The sequence below is a fragment of the Rhodopirellula sp. UH5 genome, from assembly GCF_056839225.1.
This window is the reverse complement of record NZ_CM166390.1, coordinates 1,270,825-1,296,490: the sequence shown is the minus strand read 5'-3', so window position 1 is coordinate 1,296,490 and position 25,666 is coordinate 1,270,825. Positions and strand designations below refer to the sequence as shown.

Sequence of the window (25,666 nt, the reverse complement as noted above, 5' to 3'; positions counted from 1 at the left end):
TCTGCCCGCTTGCTCGAAAATCAACCAGTTGATCAACACCACGCTCCCGAAGTTGCGAAAGAAACTGAGAATTTTCAGAGGAGAAAGCGACGCGGAACCAAGTCACGCCGAACAAGTCTGAACCGATTGATGGGGGAACGCCTCGAGGAGCGTCGCGTTCTAGCGGCTTATGTCGTCGACACCGCCCTGGATGTGGTCGCGGAAGACGGCATGATCAGTTTACGGGAGGCAATCCAAGCCTCCAATTCCAACGCCATTGTGAATGCGGACACGGTGCCGGGTGATTTGACTGCGACCGAAATCGATCGCATCACCTTCGCCGACGGTTTGAGCACGATCCTTCTGGGCAGCGAGTTGGAGGTCACCGAATCGCTCCAGATTGCGTTGGGTGACTCATCGGGTCAAACGATTGGCGGTGGCAATGTCTCGCGAATTTTCGCGATCAACGCGTCCGCTGGGGAGGCCGTGATCGTGGATGTATCCGGTTTGACGCTGCAAGACGGTTTGGCGGAATCAGGCGGTGCAATCTTCGTCGGGTCGGGACAATCGTTGTCTCTAACCAATGTCACGTTGACAGGCAACACAGCGACTGGCGACGACGCTGACATGGGTGGCGGTGCCCTGGCCATTGATGGCGGGAACGTGACGATCACCGATTCAACGATCACCGGCAATGTCGCAAACGGTGTCTCCGGCAGCGGCGGGGGGATCCTCAATCAAGGCACGCTGACTGTTGCGGGCGGCCAGATCAGTGGCAACACCGCCAATCGTGCTGGCGGTGGGATTGAAGCGGCCGCGGGGAGCAGCACAACGCTGACCGATGTCTTGATGGAACTGAATGTAGCCGGACCGGATGGATCAGCGGCGCCCGGGAACGGTGGCGCACTGCATCTCTCGGGTGATGGCAACGCAGAGATCTCAGGGGGAACGATCCGCGACAACACCGCGGCTCTCGAAGGCGGTGGTCTTTGGAACAACACTGGGACGATGACGGTTGACGGAACCATCTTGACCGGGAACGTTGCCTCGGGTGACGCCGCCGATGACGGTGGCGGTGCGATCTTCAACAATGGCGGAACACTGACGGTCAGCAATGCAACAATCAGCGGCAACGCGGCTGACGGAACGCTCGGTAGCGGCGGTGGTATCTTCAGCACTGACGGTGCGGTGACGATCAACTTGAGCCAAATCGGTGGTGCGATTGCATCCGAAGGCAACACGGCCAATCGTGCTGGTGGTGGCATCGAAGTGATCACTGGCACGGTGACGTTGAACTTCGGAACCGATGTTTCGAACAACTTCGCCGGTATCAATGGCGGTGGATTGCACTCGACGGGAGCGGCCAACGTGACATCGAACCTGGCGATCTTCGGCAGCAACACGGCGGCCAGCGAAGGGGGCGGTTTGTGGAACTCGTCGACCGGAACCATGACGCTCAACGGCGGGGCGATTTCATCGAATGTTGCCAGCGGCAATGACGCCAGCAACGGTGGCGGCGGTCTATTCAATGACGGTGGCACGCTGAACGTGATCGATGCAGTCATCGGATTCAATGTCGCCGATGGTGCCAGCGGCAGCGGTGGTGGGATTCTCAATGATGGCACGCTAACCGTCTCGGGTGGCGAGATCAGTGGCAACACTGCCAATCGAGCCGGTGGTGGGATTGAAGCCACGGCGGGGAGCAGCACGACGTTGACGGATGTCAGGTTGGAATCAAACGTTGCTGGACCGGATGGATCTGCATCACCGGGCAACGGAGGTGCACTGCATGTTTCTGGCGATGGGATCGTGACGATCACCGGCGGTTCGGTGACGGACAACGTTGCTGCGAACGAAGGCGGTGGCCTTTGGAATAGCGTCTCCGGAAGTTTGACTGTGGACGGGACGACCGCCAGTGGGAACTCCGCTCCAATTGGTGGCGGCATTTTCAATGACAGCGGTGTCGATGCGACATCGCAGTCTTTCGAAACGACCCTGAGTACCCTGAATGATTCAGGTGTGAGCGGAACCGCATCGGTTACGGTGGACACGAGTGATCCCGGCAACCCGTCGATCACGGTCCATATCAACGCTTCTGGTTTGGTTCCCAACCAACCTCACATCCAACACATTCACGGACGATTTGCATCGGACCTGGATTCGACCGGAACAATCCCAGGACCCTTCCTGGGTGAAGGTGGTGTTGCGATCGATTCGCGAACACCGGATGCTGGCGATGATGCGAGCGGAGATGGCTTCATCACCGTCGGCGAAGGGGTTTCTGGATATGGCAACGTTTTGTTGAACCTATCCAGCCCACGTGCACCGGTTCCTTTGGAAGGGAACTCACCGTTGGCCGATTTCAACTTGGATGACTTTCCCACAGCCGAAGACGGCACGATCGACTTCAGTGAGACGTACACGTTTGATCTGAGCGATGCTGACCAAGCTCGTCAGTACAACAATTTGTTGCCGATGTCACTGCGTGAGATCGTGCTGCATGGGGTGAACACGGACGTTGATGTTGACGGTGATGGTTCACCGGATGGTTATCGCGTGACCGGTCCAGCTGCAGCGGGCACGTTGCAAGCCGTGGGCGGAATGCTGACGATCGTGAATGCGGAGATTTCTGGCAACACAGCAACGGGGAACGGTGGCGGGATCGCCAACGAAAGTGGAAATGTCTCGATCGCTGATTCAAGCATCTCTGGCAATGTCAGTGGTGGCGATGAACCAGGTGAAGGTGGCGGGGGAGTCTTCAATGACGGCGGCACGGTCACGATCACCGACAGTGATGTTTTCGAGAACACCGCGATGGTGGGACTGGGCAACGGCGGCGGGATTCTGAACGCGAACGGCGGAACGTTGGTGGTTCGTGGAGGAACGATCTCGAACAACGATGCGTCTCGTGCGGGCGGTGGTGTCGAGAACGCTGGCAATGCAACCTTCTTCGAAACTGAATTCGACGGAAACACGACTGGAATCAATGGTGGTGCTCTGCACACATCCGGCCCTTGGACCGCGAATTTCATTGACACGACCATCACTGCAAACACTGCGGGTGCGGAGGGCGGTGGTGTTTGGAACAGTTCGGCCGGAACGATGACTCTGGTTGGATCGAGCGTTGATGGCAACACGGCCAGCGGCGATGACGCGGATCAAGGCGGTGGCGGTGTCTTCAACGATGGCGGCACGCTGACCATCGACTCGACGTCCATCACCGGCAATGCAGCTGACGGAATCTCGGGCAGCGGCGGCGGAGTCTTGAATCTCGGTTCGCTGACCGTCACGGACTCGACGATCAGCGGCAACGTTGCCAATCGCGCAGGCGGTGGGATCGAAGTGACCAACGGGTCAACGACATCGCTGACGGACGTGAATCTGGACGGAAACAACGCCGGTGTCAGTCCCGCAGTGGCAGCGCCTGGCAATGGAGGTGGCTTGCACGTCACCGACGCGGGGACGGTCACCATCAGCGGTGGCACCGTGAACAACAACGTTGCCGCGTCTGAAGGTGGCGGCTTGTGGAACGGAACCGGTGTGATGACCGTGACCGGAACCACGATCAGCGGCAACACGGCCTCAGGCGATGATGCTGACAATGGCGGGGGCGGTCTGTTCAATGTTGGTGGCACTTTGAATGTCAACGACGCAATGATCACTGACAATGTTGCGGATGGTGCAGCCGGCAGTGGCGGGGGGATCCTCAATCAAGGCACGCTGACTATTGCGGGCGGGCAGATCAGTGGCAACACGGCCAATCGTGCAGGCGGTGGGATTGAAGCGACTGCGGGAAGCAGCACAACGCTGACCGATGTCTTGATGGAACTCAATGTTGCCGGACCGGATGGATCAGCGGTGCCCGGGAACGGTGGCGCACTGCATCTCTCGGGTGATGGCAACGCAGAGATCTCAGGGGGAACGATCCGCGACAACACCGCGGCTCTCGAAGGCGGTGGTCTTTGGAACAACACTGGGACGATGACGGTCGACGGAACCATCTTGACCGGGAACGTTGCCTCGGGTGACGCCGCCGATGACGGTGGCGGTGCGATCTTCAACAATGGCGGAACACTGACGGTCAGCAATGCAACGATCAGCGGCAACGCGGCTGCAGGAACGCTCGGTAGCGGCGGTGGTATCTTCAGCACCGACGGTGCGGTGACGATCAACTTGAGCCAAATCGGTGGTGCGATTGCATCCGAAGGCAACACGGCCAATCGTGCTGGTGGTGGCATCGAAGTGATCACTGGCACGGTGACGTTGAACTTCGGGACCGATGTTTCGAACAACTTCGCCGGTATCAATGGCGGTGGATTGCACTCGACGGGAGCGGCCAACGTGACATCGAACTTGGCGATTTTCGGCAGCAACACGGCGGCCAGCGAAGGGGGCGGTTTGTGGAACTCGTCGACCGGAACCATGACGATCAACGGCGGGGCGATTTCATCGAATGTTGCCAGCGGCGATGACGCCAGCAACGGTGGCGGCGGTCTATTCAATGACGGTGGAATGCTGAACGTGATCGATGCAGTCATCGGATTCAATGTCGCCGATGGTGCATCGGGAAGTGGTGGCGGCATTTTCACCACTGGGATCGCGACGATCGACAACACGACCATTTCAGGCAACGTCGCCAATCGTGCCGGCGGTGGTCTGGAAGCCATCGGCGGATCGACCACAACGTTCACCGGTGGATCACTGGAAAACAACATGGCTGGTCCAAGTGGATCTGCTGCGCCAGGCAACGGTGGAGCGGTTCATATCTCCAGTGATGGTTCCGTTGAACTGACGGAAGTTCATGTTGATGGTAACACGGCCGCCAGCGAAGGCGGTGGTTTGTGGAACAGTTCCACGGGAACGCTGGTCGTCACACGTTCCACGATCTCCAACAATGTCACAATCGACGGCGGCGGGATTTTTGCCGACGGGGACGGCGGTGAAGTCACGGTTGTCAACTCAACCATTGCATCGAACTCAGCATCCAGCCATGGTGGCGGTGTCTTGAGCGAAGGTGGAACTGTCTCGTTGACCAGTGTCACGATCGCCGACAACACGGCATCGCAAGGTGGAGGCATCTCGGTCGAAGCGGGCACTTTGTCGTTGATCAATTCGATCGTATCGCGGAATACCGCTTCGACGAATCCCAATCTGTCGGGTTCCATCACCGACAACGGAAACAACCTTGTCGATGATGACGCAGGGCTTGGAACACTGGGCGAGTTTGGTGGCCCAACCCCGACGATTCCATTGCTCGCTGGTAGTGCTGCTTTGGATGCCGGGGTGCTGGCCGGATTGGCAACTGATCAACGAGGCGTTGCGCGACCGCAAGGTCCGGGGGTCGACATCGGTGCCTTCGAATCGGATCTGGCGGCACCGGTTGCGGCTTCGTTGAGCATCGTTGCTGAGAATGCCCAACGCGTCGAAGGTGATGCGGGGACCACCGCGTTCACGTTCACGGTGACTCGTTCCGAAAGCACGACCGGTACTGTCACGGTGGACTATTCAGTGGTCGGTGACGGAGAGGATCCAGCGGATGCGAGCGATTTTGGTGGGACATTGCCCACCGGGACGGTGACATTCGCTGATGGCGAGTCGGCGGCGACGATCACGGTGAACGTTTCGGGCGACACTCAAGTGGAGTCAAACGAAAGCTTCACGGTGCTGCTTAGCAACGCCAGCGATGACACGCTGATATCACAAGCGGATGCGGCGGGAGTCATTCTCAACGACGACATCAATGAACGTGAAACGCGAATCTTGATTCCGACCTTTGTGGCGCGTCCACACTTGATTCCTGGGGATGGCATTCCAACCGCAATCATCTTTCAGGCGTTGACGGACACGACGGTCACGGTCACGCCGATTAGCGTGACCAGCCTGAGCGAGACGGTGCGGATCGTCGATGCCGATACGTTGACGGTGAGTTCCTATCAGAACGGTGTGGCAAGGGCGAACTTGGAAGCCGGCGAGTTGTATGCGGTCATTTTTGAGCCGCTGTCCAGCGATCGGATTTTCTCGATTCAATCGTCAGCCGGATCCGACACGTTGACCAATCGAGCGGCGACGAACATCCTGCAGCCAACCGATACATCGGCTGACGGTGAAACGACGGCATTGGATGCGTTGATGGTGATCAATGAGTTGAACCGTTTGAACGATGCCGGTGGTGAACCACTCGTGGGAAGCTTCGTCGATGTCAATCGCGACGCGAACGTCACTGCACTGGATGCATTGTTGGTGATCAATCATCTCAACCGAATGGAACTGTCAACCAACGCGGCTTTGGGTGAATTCATTGCACCGCAAATTCCATTCGGAAGTTTTGCACCCAGTGAGCTCTCGAGCGATGAAGTCGATGAGTTCTTCGACAGCGGAGAAGTCATCGGTGTCGACGGACCCGAAAGCAAGGTCTCATCGACATTCGACGGTTCATCATCGACCGCAACAGCCACGTCATTCGGAGTGGACGAGGCGATGGCGGAACTCGATGACGAGGACCCATCGCTATCCATGGCAACTGAGATCGAATTGTTGGGAACCGTTTAGCAACTTGGTCCGATAGGATTTGACCGCATCGCGTCAACACCAACCATTTCGAAGTTCAGCGTTGGCCCTGGGTGTACGGGGAAACGGGGGCGATTGCCAAACCGGTTCAAACGCCGAATGACTCCTGCCGACCTGCTTGGCGTCAACCGCATCCCGGGCAGTTGGATTTTCAACTCATTCGATCTTGGTTGGTGGTTTCTCGTTCAACGCAGTCTGATTTGGACGATTGTTTGATTGCCGGAGATGAAACCGAGCCAATCATCATGGGAGGCTCGGTCACGATTGGTCGACACGGCACCACTTTGCCGAACGTTCGGCTGCGTTTGACAGCGCGTTCCTGAAGCGTGGGGGTGACCATGAATGGCATTGCGGACGATCTTTTTGCTGCCACTCTTTCGGCTAAACTCAGAACTCAGAACGAAATGCGAACGGAATGTCATCCGCGCAAACAAAAAGCCACGTCCGTGGACATGGCTTTCGTTGTTCGGTTTGGAAACCGATATGATTTAGCAAGCGGTGATCAGCTGGCCTTGTAGGCGTCGCGAAGATCGCGAACTTTGTCGTGGCCGGCTTTGACCTTTGCGTATTGGGCGGACAACACATCGTTCATTGCACTGCCAGCGGTGTCTTTGAGGACATCTTCGTAGGCTTCCTTGATGTGATCCTCCCCACGCTCGGCTTCGATCAAAATCACGGTTGCATCGCCGCCGTTCAGTTTGCCTCGGATGTTGATCCAGATGCGGTGTGTTTTGGCGGCCACGCTGCCATCGTCTTCGGCTTCTTTGCCGTTGAACTCGACGTACTGCTGCAATTCAGTGGCCATCGCGGACCGTTCGTCACCAATCGCCCGAAACAGTGTCGCCAAACGCTCATCCTTCAGTTCTTCGGCGGACTCGTGAAAGCCGTTGTAGGAATCGATGTTGGCACGAATCAGCTTTTGAAGCTTTTCGATGGTGGTTTCGTTCAAGTCGATTTTGGTTTCAAGAGACATGTGAAATCCTTCAGTTTGCTGTAGTTGGTAGATTTATCAAACGGTTGTTCAATGAAGGAAGTAGGTTGCAACTACCGTGCCAGTACCGTGCCAGAACTCGACTTCGTTCTTCCAAAGAGCCGTTGCCATTGTCTGACACCGCACGTGGTCGCACGCACTACAGCGAACGCTTTCTCGAATGACGATTCTGGGAGTGGAGCGATACCGACGAGGTGAATGCCCGGTTCACTTGGTTTTGCTTGTTTAATCTTGCGTACCCGATCAAAATCCCGCTGGTGTCAGAGACGTGGCTTTTTGAATTTCGGATTCCGTTGGCATGCGATGGATCGTGATTGAGTCGGCGTCTTTGTCAAACTCGATGAGTTCTCGCTCCGCAAAGGCGTTGAGCCAGGATTCCATGGGCCACACGCCCCACTTGCGGCGAAATCGTTCAGCGTTTTTGACGATTGGTTTGAGATGGTTCAGGGGTGGTTTGCAAACCGAGTGATGTTGGTGATACGCAACAGCATTCACGAAGCCGAAAGGTACGCCGGCTTTGCGAGCAGAAAACGCGAAGTCGGTGTCCTCGCCACCGTAGCCATCAAATGAATCGTCAAACCCGCCGATTTGATCGAAGGAAGAGAGGCTGGTTGCAAAGCAGAGCGACCAGAACATTTCGTATCGTTCGGAACCTTGACGTTTTTCCTCGCCAAGTTGAGGCTGCAACGGATGACCGACTGAAAGTCGTTGGAGATGATTCATTTGCCAGTCGTCTTCGGCGGCTTCCGCGGGGAGGTAGCGGGGGCATCCCATCCACAGTCGGTCCTCGGTTTGAAGTGCATTCAACATGTTTCCGATCATGTCGGGCGATGGGATGCAATCAACGTCCAGGAACACCAAGCCGTCGGTTTGGCAGAGCGAAGCGGCGTGGTTGCGAGCCTGCGCTAAGGGAAGCGGTTCGGTTGGATGATTGACACTGGATGTGCGAATCGGGAAGCGTTGACAATCCGGAAGTGTGACATCCTGATTCATGCCAACGACAACCCATTCGTGTGGCAGAATTTCAGATTGCAACAACCCCTTCAGTTGATTTTCGAGATGTGCCTGACGTCCGCGAACGATGGTGAGGACACTGGTCTTCATAGCGTTAACAACTCCCGAGACAATCTGGCTTCCTGGGACCATTGAGCGACTCGAGTGATGTGCTCCGCCGCCTGCTCGGCTCCGTCCTGTTCAAAAATATCTCGCCATGGTGATGGATCCAAGGACATCGCTTCCTCAATCAATGTCGGCCACTGGCCTAATTGGGGCCAATCGGTCAATCCGATTGCCAATTGTTCCCGGCTCAGGATCTTGGCCTTGCGAATTTGTTCTTCGAAGGGGCGGTCTTCCGCGATCGCGATGAACCGGCAGCGGGCATGACCGAGCTCCATCACGCTGTTATGGCCAGCAGATGTAACGACGACACTGGCATCAGCGATCCAACTGCCGGGATGATTTTGCCATCCGGCGAAGAGCAGATTTGCCGGTGTTCGTTCGGCGTTCATATCATCTTCTTTTCCTAAGACGCACCAGTCCGCGTGCGGGACCGAAGTCGCCGCGTCTCGCAAGTGCTGGTGAACGTCGCCCGTACCACCTCGACCAAACATGACCACGATCAACGGCCGATCGCTTTTTCGTGAGTGCCGTTGAGCTTGACTCGACGATCCGCTTGCTTCTTCGCGGCAAAAACCATCCAAGTAGACCGTTTTGTCTTGGACAAAATCGGGTGTGATGTCATCCTCCATCGATTGCGGGAAGGGAGCCAACAAGGAGTGAGCGGCTTCGTAAGCGGCCAAGTGAGCAGCGTCGTCGCGACGTCCATGCTGACGCATCACGATCTGAGGAATCGATGCCAACCGCGTGAGCATCGATATCTCCGCTGAAACGTCGATCACCATCACGTCTGGTCGAGTTTCATCCAGCCAACGTGTGTACTGAGCGACTCGCTTCGTGATGGAATCTGTCCACAGCGGTGCGTGGTGCAGCGCGGAAACGTCTCGTGCGTGCTGCATTCCACGTACTGGAACGTCGTCGTTGTCGCATTCGATTCCGATAACGTTCTCAAGCGTGGGACCGCTCCAATCGAGGCCATGAATTCGGCTGGTAACGACCGATGCTGGCACCGGCAACTGACGAAGAATGGCCTCGGTTCGGTGCTTATGGCCCATCCCGTGATAATGGACATAGAAGCCCACATGGGGTTGTCGAACGATCACGCCGCAACCTCATTCGGGAAGCTCCAGTTGGAGTGTTTTCGGTACAGCGACTCGTATTGTTCCACCATTCGGTCGAAGCTGTAGTGCTCTTGTGCGACCCGGCGGCAGATTTCACCAGGCAGCTTCATGCATCCAAGCAACGCCTGAGCCAGTTCACGGACACTTCCCGGCTTGGCCAATCGGCCGGTGGATTTGCCAATCAGCTCCGGCAAAGCACCGCGATTGAAGGCAGCCACGGGAGTCCCACATGCCAGCGATTCTGCAACGACCAATCCAAAGGGTTCGTCCCAACATGGCGTGACCAAGGTCACGGCTGAACGACTGATCAACGTGCAGAGTTCTTCGTGGGTACGGTGACCATGGTAAGCATCTTCCGGACGAAGCAGTGGGAGGACTTCCGAGTCAAAGTAGCTTTGATCCGAAATGGGGCCAACAACGTCAAGCGGGATGCCGGCGCGATGTGCGGCTCGCAATGCCAAGTGGGTTCCCTTGTCCGGCAGGATGCGACCAAACCAAATGGCTCGTCGCTGTTTTTCTGCTTTGCAACGCACCCAGAACGAAGTGTCGACTCCATTGTGGATCACCGTTTGGTCGGGCAGCAATGAACGCCAGGCATCCGCGTTTGCATTGGAGATGTTGATGAATTGGCGGCACGCTTCCGCGTTTCGTCGTTGCACTTCCGCTGCCATCCGAGGCAGGACCGGTGCATGCAGCGTCGTCATCAAACGTGTCGGCAGCAGATGTGAGAACTGCAAAGGAATGGGGCTCAGCGAGTGATTGTGAATCACGTCAAATTGACTTGTACTGAGTTGCAACATCAACTCCGCGTAAGCTTCGTCTTCCACGCTTTCAATCCAGTCGTGGCACAGACGACCGAGACGTGCATTGGATTCGGGGATGGTGGCGTTTGGGATGATGCTTGTGAGAGGCAACCGCGGATCCGAGTCTCCCGAAGCAAACAATGTGACCTCGTGACCTCGATTCACCAGGGCGTTTGTGTACGCGTGAGTGAATGCTTCCAAGCCTCCTGCGTATGGTTTCGCGATGGGAAATTTGAGATGACCTACAATGCCGATTTTCATCGCGAATGGCTCCCCAGCCGATGGAGTTGTGAACGGGTGATTGATGCTCCGATCATCCGTGATGTCGTTTTCGATTCCGTCGGCCTCGGCTTAAGCAACGACCGTGCCAAAGGTCGTGGGGAGTTGCTCAGCGACGTTGCGTTGCGACCACGGACACACGTTCCACAATCGGATTGATGACTCCTGAATCGGTTAGTTTTCGATCAGAATGGTTGATCAATGCAACCAACGACGAGAGCAAACGTGCCAGCGGTCCAATGCCGAAGCGGGAGCGAACAATGCCGCTCGCAGGGTGCTCGGTTGTGTCGGATTGCCTTCGTGCAAGGCTGGTGGTGGACATTGTGTTTTCCTAGTTTCGAGGTCACGTTGATGGACGTGATGCGGTGGCACATATTTCGCTTAGGTAGTCGCGAATCAATTCCGAACCGCCACTGCATTTTTTGAGCCAGAGGGTGATCGTGTTTTAGTCAGCGGCGTCATGTCGCGATCCTCGCACTTTTGATTTTTTTGAATTGCCATCCGCGATGGTTGGCCGTTGTCCATTCTCTCGTAGGAAGTCATGTCTGAATCGTCCCGTCGAATTGAACATGACGCGTACGGCTATCGAGCGATGGTGGCGGTTGCCATTCCGCTGGCGGCCACCGTTGGTTGTTTCTCGATCACGCTCTTCACCGATCGCACGCTTTTGATGTGGTATGGTCCAACTTCGTCAGCGGCGTCGATGGCGGCGGGCAATTTGTACTGGGCGATCGCATGCATTCCCGTCACTGCAATGGGGTTCATCACCCCGCTTGCTGCGATGGCGATGGGCAAGAAGCGTGGTCGGGGAGCGGTAGCGCTGCGGGTTTGGTCGCTGCTTTGGCAGTGTTTGTGGTTCACTCTGGCTTGCGTTCCAGCCTTCGCGTTGATCGGTTGGATGAGCCCCGATTTGTTCGAAGCCTTTGGACACGACGTTGAACTGGCGGATCAGGAGGCACGCTACTTTCAAACGTTGCTGTTGGTCGCTCCCGCGTCGATGCTGGAAGCTGGCCTGACCGCGTTCTTCGTGGGAAGACGGGTGACTCGGCCGATCTTGCAAACCAACATCGCCTCGTCCGCGATGAATGTCGGATTGGATTACTGGTTCATCTTCGGTGGGTTGGGATTGCCCGCGATGGGCGTCTTTGGTGCTGCACTCGCAACGACCATTGCGATGTGGTTCAAAGTGGCCGTGTTTGTGGTGATGTTGATGCGTTTGAATTCATTCGGGCGTCATTTTCGTGCCGCATGGCGACCGAGTCGTCATGTCATGACTGAAATCATCGTTCCGGGATCCGCGATTGGATTGCAACAACTGATTCGGTCTGGATTGTTCAGCTTCGTGTTGCTGGTCATTGGTGCGGCTTCGGTCACCGGTTTGGCAGCGACCTCCGCAGCGCTCACGATGTATCAGTTGCTATCGATTCCCGCGATTGGTTTGGGCACCGCGGTCACCGTTGTGACCGGGCAAGCGCTGGCATCCAAAGGGATTGGTTTGGCATCGGACACCATCCGTCGAGGGATGAGGTTGGGATTGGTCGTGGCGCTGACATTGGCGATTGCACTCGCCGCGTTCCCGGAACCTCTGCTGCAGATACCGTTGGGTGGAATCAGCGCGCAAGAGCGAGCCGAAATTCAACCGCTGGCGATTCGCTTGATGCGGTTTGCGGCTGTCTACGCTCTGGTCGACGTCGCCAGCCTCTTGCTTGCCGCTTCAGCGAAGGGGATCGGCAAGTCGTTTGTGATCTTGGTGGCAACCGCGATTCCAGGCGTCGTGGTGGTTGCCGGCGGATGGTTGCTGGCACCCGATGGATGGCTTCGGAACGGATCACTGGTGGGGGAAGATCAAATCGTGATTCATTGGTGGTCCGCCTTGGTGCTTTGGTCGACGGCTCAAGCACTCTTGTTAGCGGGGAGTCTGTGCTGGTCGACGAAGCGGACGTCGGAAGCGGCATTGGCCTAGCTCGGTCATTGGCGAGCACGAAACGCTCTTTCGGTGTCGCAGCTGCTTGACGTTCACTTCGGACCAATTGCCAAACCGGGGCAAAAGCCAATTCGAATCATGCACTGATCAAATCGATCGTCCGTCCCCGCTCCATTGGGCCGACCGTTTCCTTCCAACGCTTGGCTCCGGCGAGATTCAGGTTGCTCTCACAATTGACCGTTGGTAGACTCGGAAGCATGAGAACCCCGCTCTTCATCGCCCTGTTGGTCGTCAATTTATTGACGTGCCCTTTGCGTTGTTTTTCGTGCCAAACGGAAGCAACATGCGATGAAAGTGTTGCTGCAGAAACGTGCCGTTGTTGCCATCACGGGGAGTCAGCAGCACCGGCGACCGCGTCGGATCTTGATTCGACGCGCGGCCAATCCTCCCCGTGCGGAGGCGATTGCACTTGCCAAAACTGCATTTGCGAAGGTGCGGTTCTTGAGAGCGACTTGGATCTTCCCGACTCCAGTTCGCTCGTCGTTTGGACCAATGTGGTTGATCGGCGATCGATGTCGCCATCTTGTTCTGGTGCGACGTGGTTTTCTTTTCGTGACTTGCCGTCTTGTGCGAGTCCATCTGGCCGGCAGGTGCGTCTTGCGCACCAATCTTGGCTGATTTGATCTTCGCCATCCTCCGGGAAGTGCTGGAACGCTGACAAGGCGTCGCTGCGCTTCCATCTACGAAGATCGCCCTGAATCACAGATTGGTGATCGCGTCGCGTAATGGATTCGTCACGTTCGATCCGTCGTGTTTGAGTTGGTGTGGCTAACGTACTGGTTTCCCTCGCTTGCGCTAGGAAGCAGAGCTGCCTGCGCCACACTTTGTCTGATTTCCCCTTTTGACATGGAAGAGTTGAGAATGATGTTTGGTTCGAATGGCAATGGACTGGGATTGGTCGCTTTGGCTTGCCTCCTGTCCGGTTGGTTCAGTCCTGCGGCTGCGTCCGCTGAAACGCTGGATTCCAAGCGGGATCCATCTCATCAGATTGTGATGACGGTGGGTGAGATGTGTGGCGGGTGCGTCAAGAAAATCACGGCCCGATTTGATTCGGTGGATGCGGTCACGAAAGTCGTCTGCAGCATCGAGAAGAAGTCCGTCGCTTTGGTTGCCAAAGACGGTGTGAAGTTAAGTCCCAAGGGAATTTGGGAAATCATGGAAAGCATCGGCAAGACGCCAAAGAAGATGATCACGCCCGACGGCACGTTCACCTCCAAGCCCAAGCGTTGAAGATGAGATTCGCAATCGGTTTCGCAATCCAATTCTTGTCCTGGGACATTCGCTAGTGCTGTTGCCTTGGGAATACGGCGTCCGCAATCTGGCCCGACGGCCGGTGCGCACTGCGTTGACATTGGTGGCCCTGGCCACGGTGGTGATGCTGGTGTTTGTGGTCGTGGGATTCATTCGCGGATTGGAACGGTCGCTGGCAATCAGTGGGGATGACGATGTGGTGTTGGTGTACTCGGTGAACTCAGAAGAGAACATCGAGAACTCATCGATTGCCGCGCGGACTCCATCGCTGTTGGCCGCCAGCCTCGATGGCACGATGAAGCGTTTTGGCGTCCGTCATGTGTCACCGGAGCTGTACTTAGGAACGCGAGTCGCGACAGACTCTGGTCCGGGAGGCCTGGGGTTGGTTCGCGGTGTGACCACATCGGCGCCCTTGGTGCGTCGTTCGGTGCAGCTGGTCGAGGGATCTTGGCCGTCCGATGGGGAAGTGATGGTTGGCCGTTTGGTGGCCACCAAGCTTGGTCGCGAACCGAGTGAGCTGACACTTGGCAAACAGCTGGAATTTGAGGGCCGCAAGTGGACGATCAGCGGCCGGTTCGCTTCTGGCGGGTCGGCCTATGAATCGGAAATCTGGTGTTCCTTGAATGACTTTCAAACTGCGACCAAACGGCAGGATTTGAGTTTGGTCGCAATTCGATTGTTGCCTGGTCGCTCGGCGGCGGAGGTTCAGTTGTTCTGCAAAGAGCGTTTGGATTTGGAGCTGCGAGCGATTCGCGAAACGGATTACTACGCGTCGCTTCAGCAGCACTACAAACCCGTCCGAGTGTTGGCGTGGTTTGTGGTGGTGCTGGTTTCCGGTGCGGGCGTGTTCGCTGGATTGAACATGATGTATGGATCGGTTGCCGGACGGATCCGAGAAATCGCAACGTTGCAAGCCATCGGTTATCGACGGCGTGCGATCTTGCTGAGTGTGGTCCAGGAGGGCGTCCTGTTGGCGGCCGCTGGATCGTTGTTGTCAGGGGTGGTGGCGTTGCTGCTGCTCAATGGCATGGCGGTTCGATTCACAATGGGAGCTTTCACATTGAGGATCGACAGTGTCGCGATCTTGATCGGGTGCGGCGTTGGAATTTTGTTGGGTGTCCTTGGTTCGTTGCCACCGGCACTCAAAGCGTTGCGAGAAGAAGTCGCAACGGGACTGAAAGCAGTTTGACTCAAAACCCTTTTTCAAAGAGAAACACAATGAAACGTTTTCAACACCTTGCCCTATTGGGCGTCGTTGCTTTGATCGCTGGTTGCGGCGGTTCAGAAGTTGCCGAGAATGATGCGAGCCAAGGGTCCGGTGCGGATTCGGCTTACCTGGCCAGTTCGGAACCTGCCGATGCGATGCCCGTCGGGGAGGCCCGTGAGAAGGCTGGCGATGGCGAAGAGTTGACCTTGGTGGGATTGATTGGCGGCTCCGCGGACCCGTTCGTCGATGGTTTGGCGGCATTCACCATTGTCGATCCGAACGTTCCCTACTGTGCCGATGACGAAGGTTGCCCGACACCCTGGGACTACTGTTGCACGCAGGACCAGGTCAAAGACAACATCGCGACGGTGAAGGTCGTTGACGAGTCGGGAGCACCGGTTTCGAAAACCGCTCGCGATTTGTTGGGCGTCAATGAGCTGGCAACTGTCGTGGTTCACGGGATTGCCAAACGGGACGACCAAGGCAATTTGACCGTTGAAGCCAGCGACGTTTTCGTTCGGTCGAGCAAGTAGTCATGGCAGAAGCTCCGCTTGATCTCGGCCAATTGGCCATCGACCGCACGCCAACGCAAAACAATCCGGCATCGTCGCCTCGGCGTCGACGTTGGATCAGCCGTTTTGTGATGCCGATTGGAATCCTGGTCGGGTTTGTAGCATTGCTGGCGGTCGCGGCGGGGCGTCATTGGTTGCCAAGGCAAACGGTCACCGTGATGCCGGTGATCGCCAAACGTGCCGAGGTGGTTCAGGCGGGACAAACGTTGTTTCAATCACCCGGATGGATCGAGCCGCGGCCGACCGCGATCAGCGTCGCGGCCTTGGCCCCAGGAGTGATTGAATCGTTGTTGGTGGTGGAGGGGCAACCGGTCAAACGGGGCGAGCCGGTTGCTCGTTTGATCGCCATTGACGCGGAGTTGAACGTTCAACAGGCCAAGAATGCAGTTGCGATTCGGCACGGGGAACTGCAACGTGCGGAAGCGGAATTGAACGCTGCCCGGGTACGTTTCGAAAACCCGGTGCACTTGGAGGTTCAACTGGCCGACGCGGAAAGCATGTTGGCGAAAGCGCAGACGGAACTTGCCAAGTTGCCGTTCTTGATTGACGCTGCCGAGGCGAACGTGGAATACGCTCTGAATAACATGCAAGGCAAGCGGTCGGCCGAAGGCGCGATTTCCGGTCGAATTCTCGCTCGTGCGGAAAGCGACCACGCAGCGGAGCGCGCGAATCTGCAGGAGTTGCAACGTCGCCAACCGAATCTAAAACGCGAAGTGGATGCCCTGAGCAACAAGGTGCAGGCGTTGGAGAAGCAGCGTCAGTTGCTGGTCGAAGAAACTCGTCAAGTGGAAGAGGCCAAGGCCAAGGTCGCGTCTTCGAAAGCACTCTGGGATGAGGCGAGGTTGCAGCTGCGACAGACTGAGTTGGCGTTGGAACGCAACGTGGTCAAGGCTCCCATGGATGGTCGAATTCTACGATTGATCGCTTCGCCTGGAACGCGAGTTTCGGGCATGGCGTCCTCGACGGGGCATAGCGCCAGCACGGTGGTAGAGATGTACGATCCCGAACGCCTGCAAGTCCGCGCGGACGTGCGTCTGGAAGACGTCCCGATGGTTCGGCAAGGCCAGCCAGTGGAGATCGAAACTGCGTCGTCGTCATTGGTTATTCAAGGACGAGTTCTGCAAGCCACCAGCGCCGCGAACGTTCAAAAGAACACTTTGGAGGTGAAGGTCGAACTGATCGACCCGCCTCCCACCGTGAGCCCGGAAATGCTCGTGACGGCAACGTTTCTTTCTCCAGCGACAGAACTCGACACCCAAGCGGCGAAGGACAGGCAGCGATTGTTTGTGCCGCAGTCGTTGGTTCAAACAGGAGACTCGGGAACGTTCGTTTGGTGCGTCTCTTCAGATCAGATTGCAAGGAAAACGCCGGTGATTGTCGGGGGAGCCGGAGGTGATGGCTTGGTCGAAATTGAGTCGGGACTGAACGTGACGGATAAATTGATTGCGAACATTCCATCCGGTTTGGAAGCAGGCGATTCCGTCTTGGTGGAACGCGAAGACACAACGATGGGGATGAACTGATGGCATTGGTCGAACTACGTGGCGTCTGCAAGAGTTTTCGCAAGGGTGATGAAACGATCACCCCTCTAGACGAGGTTGATCTCGACATCGAGGCGGGCGACTTCGTCTCTTTGATGGGGCCAAGTGGCACCGGGAAAAGCACGCTGCTGAACTTGGTCAGCGGAATCGATCGTCCTGATGCGGGAACGATTCGTGTGGCAGGAACCGAAGTCACCAAACTTTCTCGCGGTAAGTTGGCCGATTGGCGAGCGGCAAATTTGGGCTACATCTTCCAAACCCACAATTTGATTCCCGTTCTGACGGCCTACGAGAACGTCGAACTGCCGACGTTGCTGTTGAAGATGACGGGGACCCAGCGTCGGCAGCGCGTTGAGTTGGCGCTAGAAGCGGTGGGGCTGAGCGATCGAGCGGATCATTACCCTCGGCAGTTGTCGGGAGGACAAGAACAGCGGGTCGGGATCGCCCGAGCGATTGTGGCTCACCCCAAAGTCGTCGTGGCGGATGAACCGACGGGGAGTCTGGATACCGACACCAGCGAGCAGGTGCAGGTCTTGCTGCAGCGATTGAACAAGGAACTGGACATCACGCTGTTGATGGTCACTCATGACACGGATGCTGCCAAAATCGCGTCGCGGCAATTGGTTTTGGATCGAGGTAAGTTTATCGAGGTTGGATTGGACGAAACCTCGGCAGTTCGTTGAACTCAGGTGGCTTTGGCTGTTGGGTGAGTATTCACAGGCTGGGAGCCTATGCCACATTGGGGGCTTCCGAAATCGGATGGACATTATGTTTCGTTATGTTTTGAAAACGCTTTGGCGACACCGCACTCGGACGCTGCTGACTGTCACCGGCGCGGCGGTTGCCATGTTTGTGTTCTGTTTTGTCGGCTCCGTGCAAGAGGGCCTGCATCGACTGACGACGGGATCGGATGCGGATCGCAATCTGATTGTCTTCCAAGAAAACCGCTTCTGTCCGACCAGCAGTCGTTTGCCGGAGGACTACCAACGTGTCATTTCGGAGGTCCCGGGTGTACGCGACGTGATGCCGATCCAAGTGTGGACGAACAACTGCCGAGCGAGCCTCGACATTGTGGTCTTCAACGGAGCCGATCCGAAACAGATCCAGCAAACACGTCCGTTGAAATTGACCAGCGGGAGTTGGCAACAGTTTGAGTCCCATCGAGATGCGGCCATCGTGGGGCGGAACGTGGCGCAGCGTCGAGGGCTGAAAACCGGAAACCAATTCACGATTGGAGACTTGTCCGTGCGTGTGGCGGGTGTCTTTGAATCGAGCGTTCCATCCGAAGAGAACTTGATCTACACCAGCCTGCAATTTCTGCAGTACACGCGTGGGTTGGACGCCGCCGGGTTGGTGACGCAGCATGAAGTCATGCTCACCGACGATGCGGATCCCGATCGTGTGGCGACAGCGATTGATCAGAAGCTTCGGGCCGGCGCGGTCGCGACCAAGACTCGCCGAAAGGGAGCGTTTCAAGCCAGCACGTTGTCGGACTTGGTGGACTTGATTGGTTTTGCTCACTGGCTGGGCTACGCCTGCGTCGCCTTGGTGTTGTCGTTGGTCGCGACGACCACGGTGATGAGCGTCCAGGACCGGATCAAGGAATACGCGGTGCTGCAAACCGTGGGCGTTCGACCGCTGCGAGCCATGCGGTTGGTTTTGGCCGAGAGCACCATTTTGTGCTTGGTGGGCGGGGTCGCGGGAACGCTGCTCGCGCTCGCCTCGCTTGGTTTGGGAGGGTTTGCAATTGGTGCCGAGGGAGCCACGATCGCGTTCCGTCCATCGCTGGGGTTGGCGGTCACCGGAACCGTGGTATCGGTCTTGGTTGGGATCCTCGCCGGGTTGGTGCCCGCCATTCAGGCCGCCACCGTCCCAATCGTCAACGCGTTGCGGCAGGCGTGAGATCACACGAGGTCACCTGAGTCGAGCTTGTCCCGCTCGACGCGAACAGGCTCGCCGCGATTCCCTGGAGAAAGCGTTGAATGATGAGATTGGGAAACTCAATCCCCAGTCTTTCCAACATGGACGACACCCGGTCGTCCCGCCCGCCGTTGAACATCTCGGCTGTCTGGTGCACGACGATGGTCATCACTCCGATTGGAGCAACATCGAATCTCGCCAGGGGCTGTCCGAGGGGCATTCGCGTGCGTGTCAGATGTTTGGCTGCGTTGACGTGTCGAGCGAATGAGCTAGTTTGATGCCTTTTTTCAACGCGCACATTGGAGTTTCGTGACTACCAAATTGAGAAGTGAAGATCGGTCGAATCTTGTCGGATCGATCTGGATGGTTGCCTCCATGGCGGCGTTTTCTGCGGAAGACGCGTTGGTGAAAGCCGCTGCCGAAGTGCTGCCGGTTGGCCAGATTTTGTGCCTGTTTGGGTTGGGAGGAATGTTGGTCTTCGCTGGCATTGCGAAACGCAATCGGGAACCGCTGTTCACGGCGGACGCACGTGCGCCAATCATGCTTGTTCGAATGTTGTTGGAGGTCACCGGCCGACTGTTCTATGTGCTCGCGATTGCGCTGACCCCGCTGTCGGCGACCACGGTCATTCTTCAAGCAACGCCGCTGGTTGTGGTCGCAGGTGCCGCGATGGTCTTTCACGAACAGGTAGGGATACGAAGGTGGATGGCGGTCTTGGTCGGCTTGCTCGGGGTGATCGTCATCGTTGGTCCTGGCACGGACGGTTTCTCGATGCTTTCGATGTTGGCTGTCATGGGGATGCTTGGATTTGCCGGGCGAGATCTCGCCAGTCGTGCGGCGCCAGCTAGAGTCAGCACGTCGATCCTTGGTTTGTACGGTTTCCTGTCGGTGTTGGTTGCTGGGGTGATGTCTTCTTTGTGGCGAGGGGAGTGGTTTGTTTGGCCAACCGGCAAAGTCTCGTTCTGTTTGTTGGGAGCGGTGTTGGTGGGGGTGGCCGCGTATGGCAGCTTGATGAAAGCAATGCGGACCGGTGAGGTCTCGGCAGTCACTCCTTTCCGTTATTCGCGTTTGCTGTTCGGAGTCGCCTTTGGGGTGTTGTTGTTTGGTGAACGGTTGAATCTGCAGATGATGGTGGGTTCGGGGCTGATTGTGTTGTCGGGCTTGTTCATCATTTGGCGAAAGAGGGCACCGGTACCGAAGGTCGAGTTTTCGTGAGCGAGACGCTTTCTGGAGCCGGGATTTCGGAAGGTGCTTCGTGTCATTGCCTCCCTTCAGTGTTTCCTGAGACCTGGCCTCGTTCGGATTGGCCAGTCTGCGCTTTTTTTGAAGAGTGTTGACCTTGGTATGATGGTCTTGCTTGTATGTCCAACGCTTGGGGATCGGTACTCCCAAGGTGTTGAATGACCGATCGATGAAATGGGAAACGCGATGAAATACAGAGTGCTGGTTCTTCTTTTGTGTTCTGTTTTTGCGGGGACTGTTCACTCGCAAGAATTGCCGGAGGTGTTGATCATCGGCGACTCCATTTCAATCGGCTACACGCCCGCGGTTGCTGCTGAGCTGGAGGGCAAGGCGGTGGTTCGGCACAACCCTGGGAATGCACAGGACTCAGGAACCGGTCTGAAGAAGCTCGATCGATGGATCGGAACCGAGCAGTGGGATGTCATTCATTTCAATTGGGGGCTCTGGGACCTTTGCTATCGACATCCGCAGTCGAAGGTTCAAGGGAATCGAGACAAGGTCAACGGGACGCTGACGACGTCGGTTGAGCAGTACGAACAGAATCTGGATGAGATCGTTTCGCGACTGAAGAAGACGAATGCGAAACTGATTTGGGCTCACACGACCACCGTTCCGGAAGGCGAGGCTGGCCGCAAGGTCGGGGACGACACAATCTACAACGAGGCCGCGGCACGAGTCATGATCAAACACGGCATTGCGGTGAATGATCTCAACCAAGTTTCGGATTCGTTCGCGGCGGGGCTGTTCGTCGCCCCAGGCAATGTTCACTTCACAGCAGAGGGATCAAAGAAGCTGGCTGCTGCGGTGAGCAATGCGATTTCGAATGCCTTGCAAGAATAGGGGCTCGCCTGTCAACCAATCGCTTCGCAGTGGTTGCGAGTCAGGATTCAGCGAGTCTCCTTGGCAGTGAGCCGATTTTCAGCGATCAATCAGGGGCAGGGTTTTCTGTTGAGCGGCGCTTTGAATGGCGGTCTCGATGATTTGTTGGCCAATTCGGGCGATGGTGGGCGAGAGCGGGCCTTCGACAGGGAGGTCTTGGTTCAGCCGCGAGAGCGTGTATTCGATCCCGTTGGTTTCGCCCGTTGGGAGGTCTTCGACCGGATGATCGTAACCTTCCGGGCGGGCCTCGGTTTGGACACGCAAGGTGGTTGCATAATCGTAGCTGGAGATGGTCCCGCGAGTCCCGCGAACGACGTAGCCGCATCGGGGTTGTGGTTGGTGAACCCACGGGTCGGTGAAGGTTCCCCAGCGGGTTTCAAATTTGGACATGCCAGTCGCATAGCGAGCGATGGTGATGCTGTGCTCGTCGACTTCCAATCCCTTGGTACCGGTGGTCACGCAAGTCACGTCGATGGGTTTTTGGCCGCCATTGAACCAAGTGCCCATCGTCACCCCGTAGCCGAGGTAGTCTCGCAGTGATCCGCCACCGGCGTCCAACTTGTACCACCAGCTGCGTTGCTTTTCTTCCGCGGTCGGTTCCAGTTCGATTTTGTCTGCGCCATGATAAAGGGGGCCACGATTGCCACCATAGTGATGCACCTCGATGACGTCCCCGATTGTGCCTTGGTTGATCAGGCACCACGTCATGTAATGAGCTCGGTCCCAACGGGCGGGCCAGTTGATGATCAGCTGCTTTCCGGTGGGCCGCATAGCCTCGATCATCCGATCGGCATCAGCCAAGGAGGCCGCGAAAGGTTTTTCGACCAGCAGGTGAACACCCAGTGGTGCGAGGCGTTCGACCCATTCCGCATGCTCGCCGGTGGGTGGGCACAGGATCACCAGGTCTGGCTTTGCGGTTCGAACACATTCCATTTCGTCGGTGAAAACGTTGTCCGATGGGATTTTCAACGCTTCAATGGTCGGCTGCATCGACTGGCGATCGGAATCACAAACGCCGACCAGTTCCGTGTCGGTGTGCTCGGTGACTTGCCGCAGCAGGTCGCCCATGTGCATGTGAGAAAAATTGATCCCAGCGATTCGCCAAGGTTTCATCATCGGTCGCTCGTGTCCTGCGTTGCTTGAAAAAGCCAACTGGGTGCGTTGGCTGGTGCTCGAGGAGTTTAGCGAACGCAGGCCAATTCGACACGCGGGGCAATACGACACGCCGGGGAAGAGTCAGCGACGGGGAGTTGGAATCATGCTCTTCCACTTGGTTGCCACTCAAGCCGGTCGGTCACTGCGTCCACGTGCACCAGCGACGAACTTTTCCATGGCACTGGGCAGCGGCGTGTCGAAGCTCACCGCTTCGCCGCTGACGGGATGAAAGAATCCGAGCGTGCTCGCGTGCAATGCCATGCGTTTGCGATGCCAGCGAGCGTGCATGGCTTCCTTGGGTTTGTAGCGTGGTTCTCCAAGAACCGGATGGCCGGCGTTGGCGAATTGCACTCGGACTTGGTTGCGTTTGCTGGTTTCGAGTTGGGCTTCGATCAGCGTGGTGTCTTCGCCATGGCTGGACTCTCGTTCGACCAGCCGACGAACCACCTTGTAGTGGGTGATGGCTTCGTCGGTGTCTTTGCCCGGGCGGGTCTCGTAGCGATCCAGATTGCTGCCGGTGGCCAAGTGCGATTCAAAGGTGCCTTCATCGGCGAGCACATTCCCAGCCACGATCGCGTGGAATACGCGAGTGGGACGGCGGTCCTTGAATTGTTCGATCAGCAGTTCTGCGATGGGTTCGTGTTTGGCGAAAACCAGGAGTCCCGAGGTTTCCCGGTCCAGGCGATGGACGACAAACGCCTCTTTCTTTGCCTTGGAGTAGCTCAGGTAAATCGAGACACGATCGACCAAGCTGTTGGGTTCACCGCGATCGGTCGGGACGGTCAGCGTGCCGGCGGATTTGTTGACGACGATGATGTGGTCGTCTTCAAAGACGATCTCGAACGTGCGGTCATCCCACTGACGTTTCTTTTCGCGATAGCGCTGGTGTTTGTCGTATCGGACTGCCACCAGGTCACCTGGTTTGACCGTGGTCCCGACACTTTTGCACGGAGAACCATTGATCATGACGCAGCCCTGGTCGATCATCCCGCGAGCTTGGCTGCGGGAGGTTCCAGAGAGTTCTCGGACGATGATATCGACACGTCCTTCGTTGGTTTCATCAACGGTGGTCGAAACGCTAGTCAGCGGCATGAATGGATTTCAGAGGAAAGCGGCATCGGGATGAGGCCTGCCAAATGTCCTTTCGAACGCTCGCAGAAACCTCGTAGCCGACACAGTCTATTTCAGATCCGCAAAAAATTGGATGGCCTGATCCGGCAAGATTGCATCGCATTCGATTTGGAGGTCCTTTCCGGTGACGGTACCGGGGAGGTTTTCGATCGTGAAATGCCTTGTTTCGCCGGGCAAAAGCCCGCCAAGGGACTGCTGGGACCGATTGCCTCCCACCGCAAAAAAGGCGTCCCGATAGAGTGGTGCGACGCCCTCATTGGTGGCTTCCAGCTCGAGCGTCGTGCCCAAATTGGACTTGGAGAGGATTGCCTGGGTGACGCGGAAGCGGTAACCCATCGCCATTCCAGCCTCGCGAATTCGAGCCATCGGTTGGTACTTGGGCTGGTCATTCCCGATCATGAAGGAGACATGGAAGTCGCGGCTGGATGTTTCAACGGAGACCCCGTTGGGGCCGGATTTGGCCAAGGCGAGTTTTTGATCGCGGCGGTTGTAGTAGCTGAATTCACCGCCGCCGGCGTTCCGTTGCCAGCGATCTGTGCCCATCGCGGCCCAGTTCTTGGCGTTCCACTTGGAATGTGATTTCGAAAGAAACGAGTCGTCAAACAATCCGAAATGGAGAGCCAGCAGTGAGTCATTCCCTGCGATGGGCGTGAACTCATCATCCGCCGCATCGATGCTGATCATCCATGGCAGGGAATCAAACTGCCCGTCGAGATGCCGCAGGAACTTGGATTGGTACTCGGCGGCGGGGAACGTTTTGCCGAGTTCCATCGGACCATCGTAGATGTGGTATTCCGACCAGAGTCCAAATCCGGTTTGAACAAACGCGATCCGCGGGTCGGAGTCATATCGTTTTGCGAATTCGGTGTAGAAGTCCAGCGTGAATTGCTGCAAAGCGGCGTTGGACCAATCGCAGAAATGAGTCGGTTTGCCTTCGCTCTTGGCGATGGTTTCCCGGTAGTCAGCCGCGTCGCGAATGAATGCTGGAACCGTGGTGGTTTTGCCTGGGTAGACAAATCGAAATCGCAGGATGGCTTGATGCGACCGCGAGGCGATGTCGTCGAGAATTTGTTCGACCTTTGAAAAGTCCCATTGGCCGGGGCCGGTCGCGACTTCGTCGTAGCCGCAGTAGCGAAACTCCAGTGAGATCGCGTCGGTGGCAACCTGGTCGTGATCATGCCACAGCACGATGCCGGTCATCGGCTGGACACCATCGATGATCGAATGCAGTGGCAGGTTGGATCGCGACTCAGATGGCGAACTTCCGTCCTGGGCTGAAGCGGCAACTGAGAAGATCAGTGGCAGGCAGATCAGACTCAACCCAAAGGCGGTCGTACGAAGCGGTGGGAATGGGTGGAGCATGGGACTGTCGATGGGAGTGGGCAAGTTCACTCGGAGTCGAATGAATCGGATTCGAGTGGCTCCGATTTGATTTGGGCGATGATTTCACGAGCTTTGGCGGCGTCCCGCTCGAACGTTTTGACTTGGACCCATCCCGGGGCTTCCGCCGCGAATCCGGCGGTGAAACCTCCAACGGCGACGGCACGGATACCGACATCGGCAAGGATGTTGACCAGAACCGCTGCCGCAGGCTCAGTCGGACGTTCGGCCACGGTGACCAGTGTTGCGTCGTCGTCCGCAGATGGGGATGTTCCGCTGGGGGAATGGGGGCCTTCCGGTGGGATCGATTGAGTCATCGGTTTGTTCAGCAGGGAGAAATGAAAATTTGGTGAAGAGAAGACAGGGGGGATCGTTGATGCCAAGCGGACGTTGAGGATACTCGATCTGGTTGGGGGAAGGTCGCGTGGAACAGCGTTGCATCTTGAGCCATTCGCTCGTGCGTGCGTCGACCCTCGGAACGCAGCATCATGCGGGCGTGGCAAGTTCGAAGACAGGAAGAGGAAAAGGCAAAAGAGGAAGGGACGGTG

General features: G+C 56.9%; 21 protein-coding genes. 10 read left to right on the top strand and 11 right to left on the bottom strand.

What is annotated here, in order from left to right:
• Window positions 1–129 precede the first annotated feature (129 nt).
• Window positions 130–6,528: a choice-of-anchor Q domain-containing protein gene (locus UH5x_RS04700; protein ID WP_482634888.1), complete on the top strand. Its 6,399-nt coding sequence runs from the start codon at window positions 130–132 to the stop codon at window positions 6,526–6,528.
• A 520-nt stretch (window positions 6,529–7,048) separates the two neighbouring features.
• Here the strand turns inward: UH5x_RS04700 and UH5x_RS04695 are convergent.
• The 5 genes from UH5x_RS04695 to UH5x_RS04675 form a co-directional block, all read right to left on the bottom strand.
• Window positions 7,049–7,519: a PA2169 family four-helix-bundle protein gene (locus UH5x_RS04695; RefSeq protein WP_482634887.1), complete on the bottom strand. Its 471-nt coding sequence runs from the start codon at window positions 7,517–7,519 to the stop codon at window positions 7,049–7,051.
• A gap of 261 nt (window positions 7,520–7,780) precedes the next feature.
• Window positions 7,781–8,641 (bottom strand): glycosyltransferase family 2 protein, encoded by an 861-nt coding sequence (locus tag UH5x_RS04690; RefSeq protein ID WP_482634886.1) that lies wholly within the window; start codon window positions 8,639–8,641, stop codon window positions 7,781–7,783.
• Entirely contained in the window at window positions 8,638–9,756 is a 1,119-nt protein-coding gene (locus UH5x_RS04685) for a glycosyl transferase family 28 protein (protein WP_482634885.1), read from the bottom strand. The genes UH5x_RS04690 and UH5x_RS04685 overlap by 4 nt, the downstream gene beginning before the upstream one ends.
• Entirely contained in the window at window positions 9,753–10,838 is a 1,086-nt protein-coding gene (locus UH5x_RS04680; RefSeq protein ID WP_482634884.1) for a glycosyltransferase family 4 protein, read from the bottom strand. Before UH5x_RS04680 ends, UH5x_RS04685 begins: the two co-directional genes overlap by 4 nt.
• Before the next feature lie 127 nt (window positions 10,839–10,965).
• Window positions 10,966–11,178, bottom strand: coding sequence for a hypothetical protein (locus UH5x_RS04675; protein WP_482634883.1), 213 nt, complete (start codon window positions 11,176–11,178; stop codon window positions 10,966–10,968).
• A 219-nt stretch (window positions 11,179–11,397) separates the two neighbouring features.
• Between UH5x_RS04675 and UH5x_RS04670 the strand changes: the two genes are divergently transcribed.
• Window positions 11,398–12,819 carry an MATE family efflux transporter gene (locus UH5x_RS04670; protein ID WP_482634882.1) on the top strand — a complete coding sequence of 474 codons (1,422 nt, stop codon included), beginning with the start codon at window positions 11,398–11,400 and terminating at the stop codon, window positions 12,817–12,819.
• A 252-nt stretch (window positions 12,820–13,071) separates the two neighbouring features.
• On the opposite strand, the gene UH5x_RS04665 is transcribed toward UH5x_RS04670, so the two are convergent.
• Window positions 13,072–13,473, bottom strand: coding sequence for a hypothetical protein (locus tag UH5x_RS04665; protein ID WP_482634881.1), 402 nt, complete (start codon window positions 13,471–13,473; stop codon window positions 13,072–13,074).
• 213 nt (window positions 13,474–13,686) lie between these two features.
• Here UH5x_RS04665 and UH5x_RS04660 point away from each other — a divergent pair, with 213 nt between their 5' ends.
• From UH5x_RS04660 to UH5x_RS04635, 6 genes are all read left to right on the top strand, one after another.
• Complete coding sequence (locus tag UH5x_RS04660) at window positions 13,687–14,070, top strand: heavy-metal-associated domain-containing protein (protein ID WP_482634880.1); 384 nt, start codon at window positions 13,687–13,689, stop codon at window positions 14,068–14,070.
• A gap of 55 nt (window positions 14,071–14,125) precedes the next feature.
• Window positions 14,126–15,280, top strand: a complete 1,155-nt coding sequence (locus tag UH5x_RS04655) for an ABC transporter permease (protein WP_482634879.1) — start codon at window positions 14,126–14,128, stop codon at window positions 15,278–15,280.
• A 29-nt stretch (window positions 15,281–15,309) separates the two neighbouring features.
• Window positions 15,310–15,831: a hypothetical protein gene (locus UH5x_RS04650; RefSeq protein WP_047817020.1), complete on the top strand. Its 522-nt coding sequence runs from the start codon at window positions 15,310–15,312 to the stop codon at window positions 15,829–15,831.
• Between the two features lie 2 nt (window positions 15,832–15,833).
• A complete protein-coding gene (locus UH5x_RS04645) occupies window positions 15,834–17,393 on the top strand; it encodes a hemolysin D (RefSeq protein ID WP_482634878.1) in 1,560 nt (519 codons plus the stop codon).
• Window positions 17,393–18,094 carry an ABC transporter ATP-binding protein gene (locus UH5x_RS04640; protein ID WP_482634877.1) on the top strand — a complete coding sequence of 234 codons (702 nt, stop codon included), beginning with the start codon at window positions 17,393–17,395 and terminating at the stop codon, window positions 18,092–18,094. Before UH5x_RS04645 ends, UH5x_RS04640 begins: the two co-directional genes overlap by 1 nt.
• Before the next feature lie 85 nt (window positions 18,095–18,179).
• Window positions 18,180–19,313, top strand: a complete 1,134-nt coding sequence (locus UH5x_RS04635; RefSeq protein ID WP_482636127.1) for an ABC transporter permease — start codon at window positions 18,180–18,182, stop codon at window positions 19,311–19,313.
• Here UH5x_RS04635 and UH5x_RS04630 read toward each other — a convergent pair.
• Complete coding sequence (locus UH5x_RS04630; RefSeq protein ID WP_482634876.1) at window positions 19,291–19,500, bottom strand: hypothetical protein; 210 nt, start codon at window positions 19,498–19,500, stop codon at window positions 19,291–19,293. The genes UH5x_RS04635 and UH5x_RS04630 overlap by 23 nt on opposite strands.
• 194 nt (window positions 19,501–19,694) lie before the next feature.
• On the opposite strand from UH5x_RS04630, the gene UH5x_RS04625 reads away from it, so the two are divergent.
• Entirely contained in the window at window positions 19,695–20,546 is an 852-nt protein-coding gene (locus tag UH5x_RS04625) for a DMT family transporter (protein WP_083435163.1), read from the top strand.
• A 213-nt stretch (window positions 20,547–20,759) separates the two neighbouring features.
• The gene (locus UH5x_RS04620; RefSeq protein WP_482634875.1) at window positions 20,760–21,413 is read left to right on the top strand and encodes an SGNH/GDSL hydrolase family protein; all 654 of its coding nucleotides are present in this window, start codon (window positions 20,760–20,762) and stop codon (window positions 21,411–21,413) included.
• 78 nt (window positions 21,414–21,491) lie between these two features.
• Here UH5x_RS04620 and UH5x_RS04615 read toward each other — a convergent pair whose 3' ends face one another.
• From UH5x_RS04615 to UH5x_RS04600, 4 genes are all read right to left on the bottom strand, one after another.
• Window positions 21,492–22,568 carry a Gfo/Idh/MocA family protein gene (locus UH5x_RS04615; protein WP_482634874.1) on the bottom strand — a complete coding sequence of 359 codons (1,077 nt, stop codon included), beginning with the start codon at window positions 22,566–22,568 and terminating at the stop codon, window positions 21,492–21,494.
• Between the two features lie 165 nt (window positions 22,569–22,733).
• Window positions 22,734–23,699, bottom strand: a complete 966-nt coding sequence (locus UH5x_RS04610) for an RluA family pseudouridine synthase (RefSeq protein ID WP_047817014.1) — start codon at window positions 23,697–23,699, stop codon at window positions 22,734–22,736.
• A gap of 87 nt (window positions 23,700–23,786) precedes the next feature.
• Window positions 23,787–25,100 (bottom strand): DUF4832 domain-containing protein, encoded by a 1,314-nt coding sequence (locus UH5x_RS04605; RefSeq protein WP_482634873.1) that lies wholly within the window; start codon window positions 25,098–25,100, stop codon window positions 23,787–23,789.
• Window positions 25,101–25,126: 26 nt separating this feature from the next.
• On the bottom strand, window positions 25,127–25,435 hold the full coding sequence (locus UH5x_RS04600; protein ID WP_047817013.1) for a hypothetical protein: 309 nt from the start codon (window positions 25,433–25,435) through the stop codon (window positions 25,127–25,129).
• Between the last annotated feature and the right edge of the window lie 231 nt (window positions 25,436–25,666).